At 74.0% G+C, this 13,247-nt stretch carries 13 protein-coding genes; 5 read left to right on the top strand and 8 right to left on the bottom strand.

Features of this window, described 5'->3' with window-relative positions; genetic code table 11:
- Positions 1–5: 5 nt before the first annotated feature.
- From ACZ6ZN_RS23995 to ACZ6ZN_RS23985, 3 genes are all read left to right on the top strand, one after another.
- Positions 6–1,022, top strand: a complete 1,017-nt coding sequence (locus tag ACZ6ZN_RS23995; RefSeq protein WP_451878676.1) for an asparaginase — start codon at positions 6–8, stop codon at positions 1,020–1,022.
- A 123-nt stretch (positions 1,023–1,145) separates the two neighbouring features.
- Positions 1,146–2,555, top strand: coding sequence for an aspartate ammonia-lyase (gene aspA / locus ACZ6ZN_RS23990; protein ID WP_398108367.1), 1,410 nt, complete (start codon positions 1,146–1,148; stop codon positions 2,553–2,555).
- Between the two features lie 36 nt (positions 2,556–2,591).
- Entirely contained in the window at positions 2,592–3,524 is a 933-nt protein-coding gene (locus ACZ6ZN_RS23985; RefSeq protein WP_469649256.1) for a glutaminase, read from the top strand.
- A 63-nt stretch (positions 3,525–3,587) separates the two neighbouring features.
- On the opposite strand, the gene ACZ6ZN_RS23980 is transcribed toward ACZ6ZN_RS23985, so the two are convergent.
- From ACZ6ZN_RS23980 to ACZ6ZN_RS23965, 4 genes are all read right to left on the bottom strand, one after another.
- A complete protein-coding gene (locus tag ACZ6ZN_RS23980) occupies positions 3,588–4,760 on the bottom strand; it encodes a D-alanyl-D-alanine carboxypeptidase family protein (RefSeq protein ID WP_398108365.1) in 1,173 nt (390 codons plus the stop codon).
- A 187-nt stretch (positions 4,761–4,947) separates the two neighbouring features.
- Positions 4,948–6,105, bottom strand: a complete 1,158-nt coding sequence (gene rho / locus ACZ6ZN_RS23975; RefSeq protein ID WP_469649253.1) for a transcription termination factor Rho — start codon at positions 6,103–6,105, stop codon at positions 4,948–4,950.
- A 241-nt stretch (positions 6,106–6,346) separates the two neighbouring features.
- Entirely contained in the window at positions 6,347–7,174 is an 828-nt protein-coding gene (locus tag ACZ6ZN_RS23970) for a class I SAM-dependent methyltransferase (RefSeq protein ID WP_469649251.1), read from the bottom strand.
- A gap of 71 nt (positions 7,175–7,245) precedes the next feature.
- Positions 7,246–7,644, bottom strand: a complete 399-nt coding sequence (locus tag ACZ6ZN_RS23965) for a nuclear transport factor 2 family protein (RefSeq protein ID WP_469649249.1) — start codon at positions 7,642–7,644, stop codon at positions 7,246–7,248.
- 70 nt (positions 7,645–7,714) lie between these two features.
- Here ACZ6ZN_RS23965 and ACZ6ZN_RS23960 point away from each other — a divergent pair, with 70 nt between their 5' ends.
- A complete protein-coding gene (locus tag ACZ6ZN_RS23960) occupies positions 7,715–8,281 on the top strand; it encodes a PadR family transcriptional regulator (RefSeq protein ID WP_398108362.1) in 567 nt (188 codons plus the stop codon).
- 4 nt (positions 8,282–8,285) lie between these two features.
- On the top strand, positions 8,286–9,065 hold the full coding sequence (locus ACZ6ZN_RS23955) for a class I SAM-dependent methyltransferase (protein WP_469649245.1): 780 nt from the start codon (positions 8,286–8,288) through the stop codon (positions 9,063–9,065).
- Here the strand turns inward: ACZ6ZN_RS23955 and ACZ6ZN_RS23950 are convergent.
- The 4 genes from ACZ6ZN_RS23950 to ACZ6ZN_RS23935 form a co-directional block, all read right to left on the bottom strand.
- Positions 9,031–9,852, bottom strand: a complete 822-nt coding sequence (locus ACZ6ZN_RS23950) for an alpha/beta fold hydrolase (protein WP_469649243.1) — start codon at positions 9,850–9,852, stop codon at positions 9,031–9,033. The genes ACZ6ZN_RS23955 and ACZ6ZN_RS23950 overlap by 35 nt on opposite strands.
- Positions 9,853–9,972: 120 nt before the next feature.
- Positions 9,973–11,154 carry a serine hydrolase domain-containing protein gene (locus ACZ6ZN_RS23945; protein WP_469649241.1) on the bottom strand — a complete coding sequence of 394 codons (1,182 nt, stop codon included), beginning with the start codon at positions 11,152–11,154 and terminating at the stop codon, positions 9,973–9,975.
- A 122-nt stretch (positions 11,155–11,276) separates the two neighbouring features.
- Complete coding sequence (locus tag ACZ6ZN_RS23940) at positions 11,277–12,245, bottom strand: acetylxylan esterase (protein ID WP_469649238.1); 969 nt, start codon at positions 12,243–12,245, stop codon at positions 11,277–11,279.
- Positions 12,246–12,495: 250 nt separating this feature from the next.
- A complete protein-coding gene (locus ACZ6ZN_RS23935) occupies positions 12,496–13,080 on the bottom strand; it encodes an Rv1733c family protein (protein WP_469649235.1) in 585 nt (194 codons plus the stop codon).
- Positions 13,081–13,247: the final 167 nt, after the last annotated feature.

Here is a 13,247-nt window from a genome sequence, read left to right as displayed (position 1 = left end):
CAGTGATGTTCAGCAGCTCCCCCGCGGACGCACCCCTTGTCCGCGAACCCGCACACGCCCCCGTCGCCCACCTCGTCCGCGACGGCGTCGTCGAGGGCGTCCACCACGGCTCCGTCGTCGTCCTCGACGCCGACGGAGAGGTCACGCTCCGGCTCGGAGACGTCGAGGCCGCCTTCTACCCGCGCTCCGCGATCAAACCCGTCCAGGCCGTCGCCATGGTCCGGGCCGGACTCCCGCTGGACGGCGAACTGCTGTCGCTGGCCGCGGCCAGCCACTCCGGCGAGGAACGCCACCTCGCCGGGGCCCGGCGCATCCTCGAACTCGCCGGGCTCGGCGAGGACCACCTGCGCAACGTCCCCGACATGCCGTACGACCCGGCCGTCCGGGACGCCTGGGTGCGCGCGGGTCGGCTGCCCTCACGGCTCGCCCAGAACTGCTCCGGCAAGCACGCGGCCATGCTCTACACCTGCGCCCTCAACGGCTGGCCGCTGGAGAACTACCTCGACCCGGCCCACCCGCTCCAGCAGGCCGTCGCCGAGATCGTCGAGGACCTCACCGGGCAGCGCATCGCCCGGGTGAGCGTCGACGGCTGCGGCGCGCCCCTGTTCTCCCTCTCTCTGCACGGACTGGCCCGGGCCACCGCCCGGATCGTCGCGGCCGCCCCGGGCACGCCCGAGGCCCGCGTCGCCGACGCCATGCGCGAGCACGCCGAGATGGCCTCCGGCTCCGGCCGGGACGTCGCCGCGCTGATGCGGGCCGTGCCGGGACTGCTGTCCAAGGACGGCTTCGAGGGCGTCCAGGTCGCCGCACTGGCCGACGGCCGGGCCGTCGCGGTGAAGATCGCCGACGGGGCGAACCGGGCGCGGGTGCCGGTGACCGCCGCGGCACTGGTCCGGGCCGGCGTCGACCGCGGGCTGCTCAAGGAGTTCGAGGGTGAGCCGCTGCTCGGAGGTGGGCGGGAGGTCGGGCGGGTGCGGCCCGTTCCCCTGCTGGGGTCTCCTGCCGGTGCTGCCTGCGCCTGAGCTCGTGCCGGGCCGCTCCCGTCCGGCGGCCGCGGGGCCGCCGTGGTCGCTCGCGCAGTTCCCCGCGCCCCCGAAGGGCGCACGTCCACGCTCCGTTTCTCAGACAAGGGATCCCTCACCCTCATGACCGCCGCCACCCGTTCCGAGCACGACCTGCTCGGCGACCGTGACGTTCCCGCCGAGGCCTACTGGGGTGTCCACACCCTGCGGGCCACGGAGAACTTCCCCATCACGGGCACGCCCATCTCGGCGTACCCGCACCTGGTCGACGCGCTGGCCGCGGTCAAGGCCGCCGCCGCCCTCGCCAACGAGGAACTCGGCCTGCTGGAGCCCCGCAAGGCCGCCGCGATCGTCGAGGCATGCCGGGAGATCCGCGCCGGCAAGCTGCACGACCAGTTCGTCGTCGACGTCATCCAGGGCGGCGCGGGCACCTCGACCAACATGAACGCCAACGAGGTCGTGGCCAACCGGGCGCTGGAACTGCTCGGCCACGCCAAGGGCGACTACCGCCACCTGCACCCCAACGAGGACGTCAACCTCGGCCAGTCGACCAACGACGTCTACCCGACCGCCGTGAAGATCGCCACGGTGTTCGCCGTGCGCGGGCTGCTCGACGCGATGGCGGTCCTCCAGGACGCGTTCGCCGCCAAGGCCGTCGAGTTCCGCGACGTGCTCAAGATGGGCCGCACCCAGTTGCAGGACGCGGTCCCCATGACGCTGGGGCAGGAGTTCACGGCCTACGCCGTCATGCTGGACGAGGACCGGGCCCGGCTCGCCGAGGCCGTGGAGCTGATCCACGAGATCAACCTGGGCGCCACCGCCATCGGCACCGGCCTCAACGCCCCCGCCGGGTACGCCGAGTCGGCCCGCCGCCACCTCTCCGCCCTCACCGGCCTGCCCCTGGTGACCGCGGCCGACCTGGTGGAGGCGACGCAGGACTGCGGCGCGTTCGTGCAGATGTCCGGCGTGCTCAAGCGCGTCGCGGTGAAGCTGTCCAAGAGCTGCAACGACCTGCGGCTGCTGTCCTCCGGGCCGCGTGCCGGGCTGGGCGAGATCAACCTGCCGCCGGTGCAGGCCGGTTCGTCGATCATGCCGGGCAAGGTCAACCCGGTGATCCCGGAGGTCGTCAACCAGGTCGCCTTCGAGGTGATCGGCAACGACGTCGCCATCACCATGGCCGCCGAGGCGGGACAGCTCCAGCTCAACGCGTTCGAGCCGATCATCCTGCACTCCCTGTCGGAGTCCGTCACCCATCTGCGCAACGCCTGCGTGACGCTCGCCGAGCGGTGCGTGTCCGGCATCACCGCCAACACCGAGGCGCTGCGGGCGAGCGTGGAGAACTCCATCGGCCTGGTGACCGCCCTCAACCCGCACATCGGCTACACGGCGGCCACCGAGATCGCCAAGGAAGCCCTCGCCACCGGCCGGGGCGTGGCCGAACTCGTCCTCGACAAGGGCCTGCTGCCGGCTGACCGGCTCGCGGACCTGCTGCGGCCCGAGGTGCTGGCCGGCAGCGGCCCCTCGCGGGGCTGACCCGGGGACGCGCGAGCGGACCGGCCGGGAGGGACAATGCCGATCATGACGTCGCCGACCACCTTCCAGCCGGTCCTGGAGCGCATCGCCGAGGAGATCGAGCGGACCCCCGGCCGGGGCCGGCCCGCCGACTACATCCCGGCGCTCGCCGCCCGCGACCCGCGCCGCTTCGGCATGGCCGTGGCCGAGCCGGACGGCACGGTGTACGGCGTCGGCGACTGGCGCGAGCCGTTCTCCGCGCAGTCGATCACCAAGGTCTTCACCCTCGCCCTGGACCTGGCCCGCGAGGGCGACGCCCTGTGGGAGCACGTGGGCCGCGAACCCTCCGGCAACCCGTTCAACTCGCTGGTGCAGCTGGAGTACGAGAACGGCATCCCGCGCAACCCCTTCATCAACGCGGGCGCGCTGGTGGTCACCGACCGGCTGCACACCCGCACCGGTGACGCCTCGGGCGAGCTGCTGGCGTTCCTGCGCGCGGAGAGCGGCAACCCGGACCTGACCTTCGACCGGACCGTCGAGGCCTCCGAGTCCACCCACGGCGACCGCAACGCGGCCCTCGGCCACTTCATGGCGTCCTACGGCAACATCGACAACCCGGTGCCCACGCTGCTGGACCAGTACTTCCGCCAGTGCTCGATCGCCGCGTCCTGCGCCGACCTGGCCCTCGCCGCGGGCTTCCTCGCCCGGCACGGCGTCCGCGCCGACGGCACGCGCCTGCTGACCCGCAGCCAGGCCAAGCAGATCAACGCGATCATGCTGACCTGCGGGACCTACGACGCGGCCGGCGACTTCGCCTACCGGGTGGGCCTGCCCGGCAAGAGCGGCGTGGGCGGCGGCATCGTCGCGGTCGTCCCGGGGCGCTGCACCCTGTGCGTGTGGAGCCCCGGCCTCGACGAGCGGGGCAACTCGGTGGCCGGGGTGGCGGCCCTCGACCGCTTCACGACCCTGACCGGTCTGTCGGTGTTCTGACCCCGCCCGGACCGGCCCCTCGCGGGTGCCCACGCCGCCCGCGTGAGGCCGGCGGGAGACCCGTCAGGGCCGGCTCTTCCTGCGGACCGGGATGCGCAGCACCAGGACGACGACCGCGGCTCCCGTTCCGGCGGCCCCCGCGATCAGGACCGCCGAGGTCCAGGCGGGTTCCGGCTGCCCGGACACGGCCGCCGCGACCGCGGGCGGGGTCGTCGCCGCCCGCGCCGCGGGCCGCGGCGCGCCGAGGGAGCCGACGGCCTCGACCCGGCCGGCCGAGCCGAAGCCCCAGTCCAGGAGAGCGCGGGCCTCGTCGTACACCGTGGACCCGCCGTCGTCCTGCGGGTTCATCACCGTCACGACCAGGGTGCGGCCGTCGCGGCGCGCCGCCGCCACCAGGGTGTTGCCGGCCTTGCTGGTGTAGCCGTTCTTGATGCCGATCATCCCCCGGTAGGGCTTCACACCGTGGGTGCCGCTCAGCAGCCGGTTGGTGTTGCGGATCGCGTACGACCCGCCCGCGCCCGGGAACTGCGCCTCGACCGTGGCGCAGTAGCGGGCGAAGTCGGGGTTGCGCAGCCCCGTCCGGCCGAAGAGCGCCAGGTCGTACGCGGACGACACCTGGCCCGGGGCGTCGTAGCCGTCGGGGGACACCACATGGGTGTCGAGGGCCCCGAGCGACCGGGCCTTGGCCTGCATCCGCTGGGCCGTGGTCCGCCAGCCGCCGTTGAGCTCGGCCAGGACGTGCACGGCGTCGTTGCCCGAGTTGAGGAAGACACCGCGCCACAGGTCGTCGACGCGGTACGTACGCCCCTCGGCGACCCCGACCAGGCTGCTGCCGGCGCCGATGCCCCGCAGCTCCTCCGCGCGGACGGTGTGCCGGACACCCGCCGGGAGCGAGGGCAGCACCGTGAGCGCGAAGAGCGTCTTGAGCGTGCTCGCCGGGGGCAGCCTGCGGTGCGCGTTGTGGGCGGCGAGCACCTCGCCGGTCCGGGCGTCGGCCACCAGCCAGGACAGGGCGGAGACCTTCGGTACGCGGGGGGCCCCGGCGCGCGGGCGCACCTGGACGCCGGGGCGGTGCAGCAGCGAGGGGAGCGGGGCGGCCGCCCTGGGCCCGGCCGGCGGGGCCGTGGGCTGCGCCTGTCCGGTGTCAGCCGCCGCGGCGGGCATCAGGACCATCAGGCCCGCCGCACACAGCGCGCCCGCGGATACGGCCAGCCTCGAGGAGAATCCGATGATCATACGAATCAACGTAGAAACCAACGGGCTCTCCGACGCAGCCGACGGGGCCGTACACCCGCCGCCGGCACCCGGATGGAGGCAGCCGGACGGGGGCGGCCCGGCGGGAGGCAGCCGGACAGGGGCAGCCTGGTGCGAAGAGGAGCGATGAGGGGACGGCCGCTTCGCCGTCGTCGGCGTCGCCGGGGCCTCACACGGGCAGGGTGGGCCGGACCCGCCGCAGGAACGCGGCGTTGTCCGGCGTCTCGCGCATCCGCGCCAGGAGCGTCTCCAGACCGCTCTTGCCGTCGCGGTCGCGCAGCACCCGGCGCAGACCGTGCACGGCCGCCGATTCGTCGGGGTCCAGCAGGAGTTCCTCGCGCCGGGTGCCCGAGGAGGTGATGTCGACGGCCGGGAAGAGACGGCGGGACGCCGGGTCCCGGCTCAGCCGGAGTTCCATGTTCCCGGTGCTCTTCAGCTCCTCGAAGTAGAAGTCGTCGGCCCGCGAGCCGGTCTCCACCAGGGCGGTGGCCAGGACCGTGAGCGAACCGCCCTCCTCGGCGGCCCGGGCCGCGCCGAAGAACCGCTTCGGCCCGGTCAGCGCCGAGGCGTCCACGCCGCCGCTGAGAATGCGGCCACCGGCGGCGGCCGCGTTGTTGTGCGCCCGGCACAGCCGGGTCAGCGAGTCGAGCAGGACGACCACGTCCTCACCGGCCTCGACGCGCCGCCTGGCCCGTTCGATCACCAGCTCGGCGAGCGCGATGTGCTGCCGGGCGCTCCGGTCGAACGTGGAGGCGTAGACCTCGCCCCGCACGGCGCGCCGCATGTCGGTGACCTCCTCGGGCCGTTCGTCGAGCAGCAGCACCATCAGCCGGCACTCGGGATGGTTGCCGGCGACGGCCGCGGCGAGCTGCTGCAGGAGCACCGTCTTGCCGGTCTTTGGCGGGGCGACGAGGAGTCCGCGCTGGCCCTTGCCGACCGGTGCGACCAGGTCGACGACCCGGCCGGCGAGCCCGGCGGCCGGGTGCTCCAGGCGGAGCCTGCGGTGCGGATGCAGGGGTGTCAGGTCACGGAAGTGGCGGCGGTCGCGCACGTCCGCCGGTGTGCGGCCGTCGATCCGCACGACGTCGCCGAGGCCGCGCCGGTCACCGAGGGGGCCCTCGACGAGGTCGCCCTTGCGCAGGCCGTGCCGGCGCACCAGGGCGGGGGAGACGGTGGGATCGGCGGGGGTGGGCAGGCAGTCGGGGCCGCGCAGGTGCCCCTTCCCGCCGGCGTCGACGTCGAGGACGCCGAGGACGGTCCGGGTCTCGGGACGGGGCCGGACGGCCGGGGTGGTGTCGATCGTGGTGGTGTCGATCGTGGTGGTCATCGGGGTGTCCTTTCACGGACGGACGTCAGGGGACATGCCTGGGGGAGGGGAGAGGGCCGCGCGCGGGTGGGAGCACCTCGAAGGCGGCGGGGAAACAGCACCGGGCGCGTCGGCGCACCGACGGAAGTGCTGTGAGAAGGAGAGAAATGCGAGAACCGCACCGGCGCCCACGACAAGGGGCGTGCACGAGTGCTGTTCGCAGGCTACCACCCGGACGGTGCGCCGGGCGAGAGGCCGGGGGTCAGCGGATTGCCGACAGCCCGTACAGCAGGGGGATCCGCGGCTCGGGCAGCCGCCACCAACCGGACTCCGCGCGCACCATCTGCGGCCAGCGCGGCCAGGGGAGTTCACCGGTCTCGCGCAGCTGTCGCACGGTCAGTCCCGCCCTCACCGACGCCGTGACGACCTCGCCGATCCCGTGCATCCACTCGTAGCTGTCGGTGGCGCCGCGGACCGGGGGGCCGTCCGTGTAGGTGTGGGTCCCGTCGCGGTGCACGGGCCCGCCGCCGCCCAGGTAGTCGTGGCGCAGGAGCAGTTCCGGGCCCTCGCCGGGTGCGGGCTTGGGGCCGAGGGCGTGGAGCAGGGGATGGAACTCGACCACGTACAGCAGGCCGCCCGGGCGCAGCAGGCGGGCCACGGTCCGCGCCCACCGGTCGAGGTCGGGCAGGTAGCACAGGGCGCCCTTGCCGGTGTAGACGACGTCGAACTGCCGCCCGTCCAGGGCCTCGACGGCGTCGTAGACGTTCGCGCACACGTACCGCACGTCGGCGCCGGCCCGGCGCGCGATGCCGGACGCGGCCGCGACGGACGCCGCCGAGAAGTCGAGGCCGACGGCCCGGGCCCCGCGCCGGGCGAAGGCCAGGGTCTCCGTGCCCAGATGGCACTGGAGGTGCAGTACGTCCCGTCCGGCGAGGTCGCCGAGGTCCTCCCACTCGAACGGGGCGAACCAGCGCTCCGGGTCGAGGTCCTGGTCGAGACCGTAGAAGCGGCTGGCGAGATGGACGGGTGTGCGGGCGTCCCAGTTCGCCTGGTTGGCCCGCATCAGCCGGTCGTGCTCGGCGGACGTCATGAGGACATCCAACCGCGGACGGGCCCCGGACGGCGGCCCGACGCGCCAATCCGGCGCCCGCGCCCGCTCGTTCACACGGAGCGGGCCCGGGCGTCCTCGGCGATGCGCTCGAACCGGGCGCCCATGGCGGCCGCGAGTGCCTGGGCCCCGGACAACGGGCGCACCATCACGGTGAATTCGTCGATGAGGCCGTTGTCGTCGACGTGGATGAAGTCGCAGCCCTGGATCTCCCGGTCGCCCACGCGCGCCGTGAAGACCAGGGCGTGGTCCCGGCCCTGCGCGTCGTTGATCTCGCGCACGTAGCGGAAGTCCTCGAAGACCTCCGAGACCGCGCGCAGGATGGCGGCCGTGATCGCCTTCCCGGCGTACGGCTTGAACACCACCGGGCTGGTGAACACCACGTCCGGCGCCAGCAGCGCCTCGGCGGCGTCGAGGTCGAGGGCTTCGATCGCCTCACGGAATGCACGCATCTCGGGCCGCCTTGGTCAATTAGTTGAGTAGGTGCGCAGTAGATTAATCAAGCCTTGGTACGGTGTCCACATGTCCCTCAAGTACGCCGTCCTGGCCGCCCTCCTGGAGGGCGAGGCGTCCGGCTACGAACTGTCCAAGCTGTTCGACGTGTCGCTGGCCAACTTCTGGGCCGCCACCCCCCAGCAGCTCTACCGGGAACTGGAGCGGCTCGCCCAGGACGGCCTGATCCAGGCGCGGGTCGTGCGCCAGGAACGGCGTCCGGACAAGCGGATGTTCACCCTCACCGAGGAGGGCCGCCGGGACCTGCGGGCCTTCGCCGCCACGCCGCCCAGGCGGCCCACCGCCATCCGCGACGAACTGCTCATCAAGATCCAGGCCATGGACGACGGCGTCGATCCCGCGGCAACCCGTGCGCTGGTCGAGGAGCGACGGGAGTGGGCCCGCGGCAAGCTCGCCCGCTACCTGCGCGTCCGCGAACGCCTCCTGGCCGGCCGCAGCGAGGAGGACTACCTCCGCGAGACCGACCGCATCGGCCCCTACCTCACCCTCATGGGAGGCATCTCCTTCGAGGAGGACAACCTCCGCTGGTGCGAACGCGTGCTGACCGTCCTGCGGCAGCGCAGTCCCCTAGGCTGAGCCGATGTTCAGCCCCGAGGGTCCCACCCTGCGCGAGCTCGCGGTCCAGGCGCTGTCGTCGGTGGAGCGCGGCTACGACCTGCTCGCGCCGAAGTTCGACCACACCCCGTTCCGGACGCCCGACGTGATCCTCGACGCCGTCGCCGACGCCCTGCGGGGCACAGGGCCCTACGGAGCCGGACTCGACCTGTGCTGCGGCACCGGAGCAGGCGTCGGCGTACTGGCCGAGGTGTGCCGGGAGCGGGTCACCGGGGTCGACTTCAGCGCGGGGATGCTGACGATCGCGCGCGAGCGCACCCGCCCGGCGCGTCCGCCGGTCTCCTGGGTCCGCGCCGACGCCCGTGCCCTGCCCTTCGCGTCCGCCTTCGACCTGGTCGTGAGCTTCGGCGCCTTCGGGCACTTCCTGCCGCGCGAACTGCCCGGCCTGTTCGCCCAGGTGCGCGCCGTCCTGCGGCCGGGCGGCAGCTTCGCCTTCCCCGTCCTCGCCCCGCCCCGGCCGACCTCCCCGGGCTACTGGGCCCTGCTCGGCTTCGACACCGCGATGCGGGTGCGCAACGCGCTGTGGCGGCCCCCGTTCGTCATGTACTACCGCGCCTTCCGCCTCGGCGACGTCCGGCGCGAGCTGCTGCGCGCCGGTTTCGCGGTGGAACTGTGGGCGCTGCCCGGCCTCGGGCGACGACCGGACGGCAGCCCGAGGGCGCGTCTGGTCGTGGCCCGGGCCGCGGGGGCCGTCAGCCCCGCAGGGCCAGTCAGCCTCGCAGGAAGTTCAGCAGATCGTCGTTGAAGGACTTCTCGTAGTCGCCCACCAGACCGTGCGGGGCGCCCGGGTACACCTTCAGCGTCGCGTTCTCCACCAGCTTCGCCGTCCGGTGCGCGGAGGCGCCGATCGGCACGATCTGGTCGTCGTCACCGTGCGCCACGAGCGTCGGGACGTCGATCCGCGCCAGGTCCTCGGTGAAGTCGGTCTCCGAGAACTGCGCGACACAGTCGTAGGCGCCCTTCAGGCCCACCTGCATGCTCCACAGCCAGAACTGCCGGCGCATGCCCTCCGACACGGCGGCACCGGGCCGGTTGAAGCCGTAGAAACTCTCGCTCAGGTCCCAGTAGAACTGCGACCGGTCGGACTCCACGCCCGCGCGGATGCCGTCGAAGACCTCCTTCGGCGTGCCCTCCGGGTTGGCCTCCGTGCGCAGCATCAGCGGCGGGACCGCGCCCAGCAGCACGACCTTGGAGACCCGCTCCGTGCCGTGCCGTCCGATGTAGCGGGTCACCTCGCCGCCGCCGGTCGAGTGGCCCACCAGGACCGCGTCCCGCAGATCCAGCGACTCGATCAGCTCGGCCAGGTCGTCGGCGTACCGGTCCATGTGGTTGCCCTGCCACGGCTGGCCCGAGCGGCCGTGCCCGCGGCGGTCGTGCGCCACCGCGCGGAAGCCGTGCTCGGCGACGAGCCGCGCCTGCCCGTCCCAGGCGTCGGCGTTCAGCGGCCAGCCGTGGCTGAACACCACGGGCCGGCCCGAGCCCCAGTCCTTGTAGTAGATCTCGGTTCCGTCGGAGGTGGTGAACGTGCTCATCGCACAGGGTTCCTCTCGGTGGCGGCCGGCACGGGACGGTGCCGGATCGGTCGGAAGGCCGTCCTCCCCACTGTCGCCGCGATCCGGGCATCGTGCGCGCGGGCACCGCCCGCGCCACCGTCACAAGGCGCCGTAGAGGGCCTCCACCAGCGCCGTCTTCCGGGGGTCGTCCGCGATGTGCGGGCCCATGCGGTTCATCACGTACCCGAGGGCGACGCCGGCCTCCGGGTCGGCGAGGCCGCAGGAGCCGCCGTAGCCGTCGTGACCGAGGGCGCGCGGGTTCGGCCCGTAGGAGCCCTGCGGGCCGCTGAGCCACAGCCCCAGCCCGGCCTCCGTCTCACCGCCCAGCCCGGCCCCCAGGACCAGGTCGAGGCACCGGCCCTGCCCCTCGCGCACCCGCTCGGCGGCCTGCGGCGACAGCAGGCGCACGCCCCGGTGGGTGCCCCGCCCCGCGAGGACGGCGTACACCTCGGCGACCCCGAGGGCGGTGCCGTGCCCGTTCGCCGCGGGGATCTCGGCGGTCCGCCAGGCCGGCGAGTTGGCCGCGGCGGCCGAGGCAGGCGGATTGGCCAGCGCGGCGATCACCACCGGCGCGGGCCGCGCGGAGGCGGTCGCCTGCCCACCGTCCGGCACGACGGGCGGCTGGACCAGCTCCGCCACCCGCCCGAAGTCCTTCTCCGCGACGCCGATGCCGAAGTCGGCCCCCAGCGGCCCGGTCACCTCGCGCCGCAGGAAGGCGCCGGGCGACAACCCCGACACGCGCCGCACGACCTCGCCGACCAGATGGCCGTAGGTCAGCGCGTGGTAGCCGCTCCGGGTGCCGGGCTCCCACCAGGGCGCGGTCGCCGCGAGCCGCTGCGTGGTCAGCTCCCAGTCGCACAGCTGCTCCAGCGAGTGCGGCTCGCGCAGCCCGGCCAGCCCGGCGCGGTGGGACAGCAGGTGCCGCACCAGGACCCTGTCCTTGCCCGCCGCGGCGAACTCGGGCCAGTACGCCGCCACCGGCGCGTCCAGGTCCAGCAGGCCGCGGTCGGCCAGGACGTGGGCGCACAGGGCCACCGGGCCCTTGGTGGTGGACCACACGTTGACCAGCGTGTCCCGCTCCCAGGGCCGGGTGCGCGCCGCGTCGGCCCAGCCGCCCCACAGGTCCACCACCGTCCGGCCGCCTCGGACGACGGCCACGGCGGCACCCAGCTCCCCCCGCGTGCCGAAGTTCTCCTCGAAGGCCCGGCGCACGGCGGCGAATTGCGGCTCGCAGTGGCCGTGCACCCGCGTCCCGTCCCCATGGCGCCCGTTCGCGGACATGAACCCCACCCCTCCAGCGGCCCGTCACTCGGCCCCCGGGCCGGTCGGTCGGCGCCCGGGGCCCGATGAACGTACCGACCGGTCGGACCGGCAGGGAAGGGCGCGTGCGGGGAACGGCCGGATCAGATGTACGACCGCATCCAGCGCAGCTTCGCCGCCTCCTGGAACGGGCCGCCGCCCTCGTGGTCGTTGAAGTCGTAGACCTCGATCGCCTTGTCCTCGTGCGCCCAGGCATTGAACGCCGCGAAGACGGTCGAGGGCGGGCAGGTCTGGTCCTCCAGCGCGGCCGAGAAGAGCGCCGGGGCCCGGCCGCGGGAGGCGAAGTGGACGCCGTCGAAGTAGGACAGCGTGCGCAGCACCTGCTCGCTGCGGCCGCGGTGCGTCTTGAGGAACAGCCCGATCTCGCGGTACGGGTGACGATCCGTCAGGGTCACCGCGCGCGGGAAGTCGCACAGGAACGGCACGTCCGGCGCGATGCCCGCCAGGTCCGGCACCAGGCCGCCGACCGCGAGGGTGATGCCGCCGCCCTGACTGGATCCGACGGCCACGGTGCGCGCGGGGTCGGTCAGCGGATGCGCACGGGCCGCCTCCACGGCCCGTACCGCGTCCGTGAACACCCGGCGGTAGTAGTAGTTCCCGGGTGCGTCCACACCCCGCGTCATGAACCCGGGGAAGGCGGGCCCGCCGCCCACCGGGTCGTCCGTGCCGCCGCCCCCGCCCCAGGCGCTGCCCTGGCCGCGGGTGTCCATCACGAAGTGCGCCCGGCCCGTGGACGCCCACAGCAGGTGCTGGTGCGGCAGGCCGCGCCCGCCGCCGTAGCCGATGAACTCCACGACCAGGGGCAGCGGTTCCTGCGCCGCGGCGGGCAGCGTCAGCCAGCCCTTGACGGGATGACCGCCGAAGCCGGCGTACGTCACGTCCAGGACGCGCACCGTGGACAGGCCGGTGTCCACCGGCTCGAAACGGGCGTCCAGGTCGTGCGCACGTGCCTCCCGGAGGGTCGCGGACCAGAACGCGTCGAAGTCCTCCGGTTTGACGGACGCGCTCCGGTGGGCGCGCAGTTCGTCGTCGGACAGGTCGAACAGGGCCATGCAGGACCACCTTGGGGGAGTACGGCTGCCGGAGTGGTGCGCAGGAGCACAGTACGGGGGCGGCCGGAGAGGTGGCCAGGTGCTTCCGCCCGGTGCCGCCGTCACACGTGCGAGCCGGTGTCACCGTCACCTGTGCGTGCCGGTGCCGCCGTCACACATGCGCGCCGGTGTTGCCGTCACACGTGCGCGTCCCTGCCGCCGTGACACGTACGCGACGGTGCCGCGTCATACATACGCGGAGGTGCCGCCGTCACACGTTGCGGTGCGTCCACAGCGGTTCGGTCCGGGCCCACGCCCGGTCCCATTCGGCCAGTCTGCGGCGCAGGGCGACGCGGCGCACCGCGAAGTGGCCGAGCAGCACCAGCAGCACCGCACCGCCCGCGGCGCCCACGCCCATGGTGAGGGCGTGCTGCCACACCGTCGTGTCGTCCATCGGCCGTCCGACGGGGCGTCCCCGGGAGTCCAGCCAGACGTCCACGACCTCGCCCGGGTCCGTCCCCGCGCGGACCCGGACGCGCGCGGTGCGCGCACCGCCGCCGTCCTCCGTCCAGCGCACCGTCGCCCGGTAGGCATGCTGACCACCCGCCTGCGCCGACGGCAGGGCACCCTCGCTCCTGCCCAGGACCTCGGCGCGGACACGATGGCGTTCGGCGTGCTGCGCCACCGACATCGACTTCGCCTCGCCGTACGCCCAGCGCCCGGTCGCCGTCCCCGCCAGGGGCGCACCCACGAGGATCAGGAGGGCGAACGCCAGGACCGTCCACGTCTCGACGACGTCGCACCTGCGGCGCAGCGCACTGTGCCCCCGGTACAGGCCGGGCATCCGGGTTCGCATGTCGACCACCTCACCGTCACCCGCGGGGGAGGGCCGGGACCGGCAACCCGGGTTCGGCCCGACAGGGGGGTGCCCGGCGGGGCCGCAGCGAAACCCGCCAGGGCGGGGCCGACTTGAGGCGGGCGCGGCGTCCCGGACGGCCGGGCGCGGGGGCCGTTCCCACCCCG

Source organism: Streptomyces sp. NPDC053665, from assembly GCF_055585285.1.
Note: the sequence above shows the minus strand (reverse complement) of the source record. Positions and strands in the feature narration are given on the sequence as shown.

Excerpts from the sequence above, each read along its gene's own strand:
- ACZ6ZN_RS23940 (WP_469649238.1), bottom strand. The coding sequence starts at position 12,245 with ATGGCCCTGTTCGACCTGTCCGACGACGAACTGCGCGCCCACCGGAGC.
- ACZ6ZN_RS23960 (WP_398108362.1), top strand. The coding sequence starts at position 7,715 with ATGTCCCTCAAGTACGCCGTCCTGGCCGCCCTCCTGGAGGGCGAGGCG.
- ACZ6ZN_RS23995 (WP_451878676.1), top strand. The coding sequence starts at position 6 with ATGTTCAGCAGCTCCCCCGCGGACGCACCCCTTGTCCGCGAACCCGCA.
- aspA (WP_398108367.1), top strand. The coding sequence starts at position 1,146 with ATGACCGCCGCCACCCGTTCCGAGCACGACCTGCTCGGCGACCGTGAC.
- ACZ6ZN_RS23980 (WP_398108365.1), bottom strand. The coding sequence starts at position 4,760 with ATGATCATCGGATTCTCCTCGAGGCTGGCCGTATCCGCGGGCGCGCTG.
- ACZ6ZN_RS23965 (WP_469649249.1), bottom strand. The coding sequence starts at position 7,644 with ATGCGTGCATTCCGTGAGGCGATCGAAGCCCTCGACCTCGACGCCGCC.
- ACZ6ZN_RS23950 (WP_469649243.1), bottom strand. The coding sequence starts at position 9,852 with ATGAGCACGTTCACCACCTCCGACGGAACCGAGATCTACTACAAGGAC.
- rho (WP_469649253.1), bottom strand. The coding sequence starts at position 6,105 with ATGACCACCACGATCGACACCACCACGATCGACACCACCCCGGCCGTC.
- ACZ6ZN_RS23945 (WP_469649241.1), bottom strand. The coding sequence starts at position 11,154 with ATGTCCGCGAACGGGCGCCATGGGGACGGGACGCGGGTGCACGGCCAC.
- ACZ6ZN_RS23970 (WP_469649251.1), bottom strand. The coding sequence starts at position 7,174 with ATGACGTCCGCCGAGCACGACCGGCTGATGCGGGCCAACCAGGCGAAC.
- ACZ6ZN_RS23935 (WP_469649235.1), bottom strand. The coding sequence starts at position 13,080 with ATGCGAACCCGGATGCCCGGCCTGTACCGGGGGCACAGTGCGCTGCGC.
- ACZ6ZN_RS23985 (WP_469649256.1), top strand. The coding sequence starts at position 2,592 with ATGCCGATCATGACGTCGCCGACCACCTTCCAGCCGGTCCTGGAGCGC.
- ACZ6ZN_RS23955 (WP_469649245.1), top strand. The coding sequence starts at position 8,286 with ATGTTCAGCCCCGAGGGTCCCACCCTGCGCGAGCTCGCGGTCCAGGCG.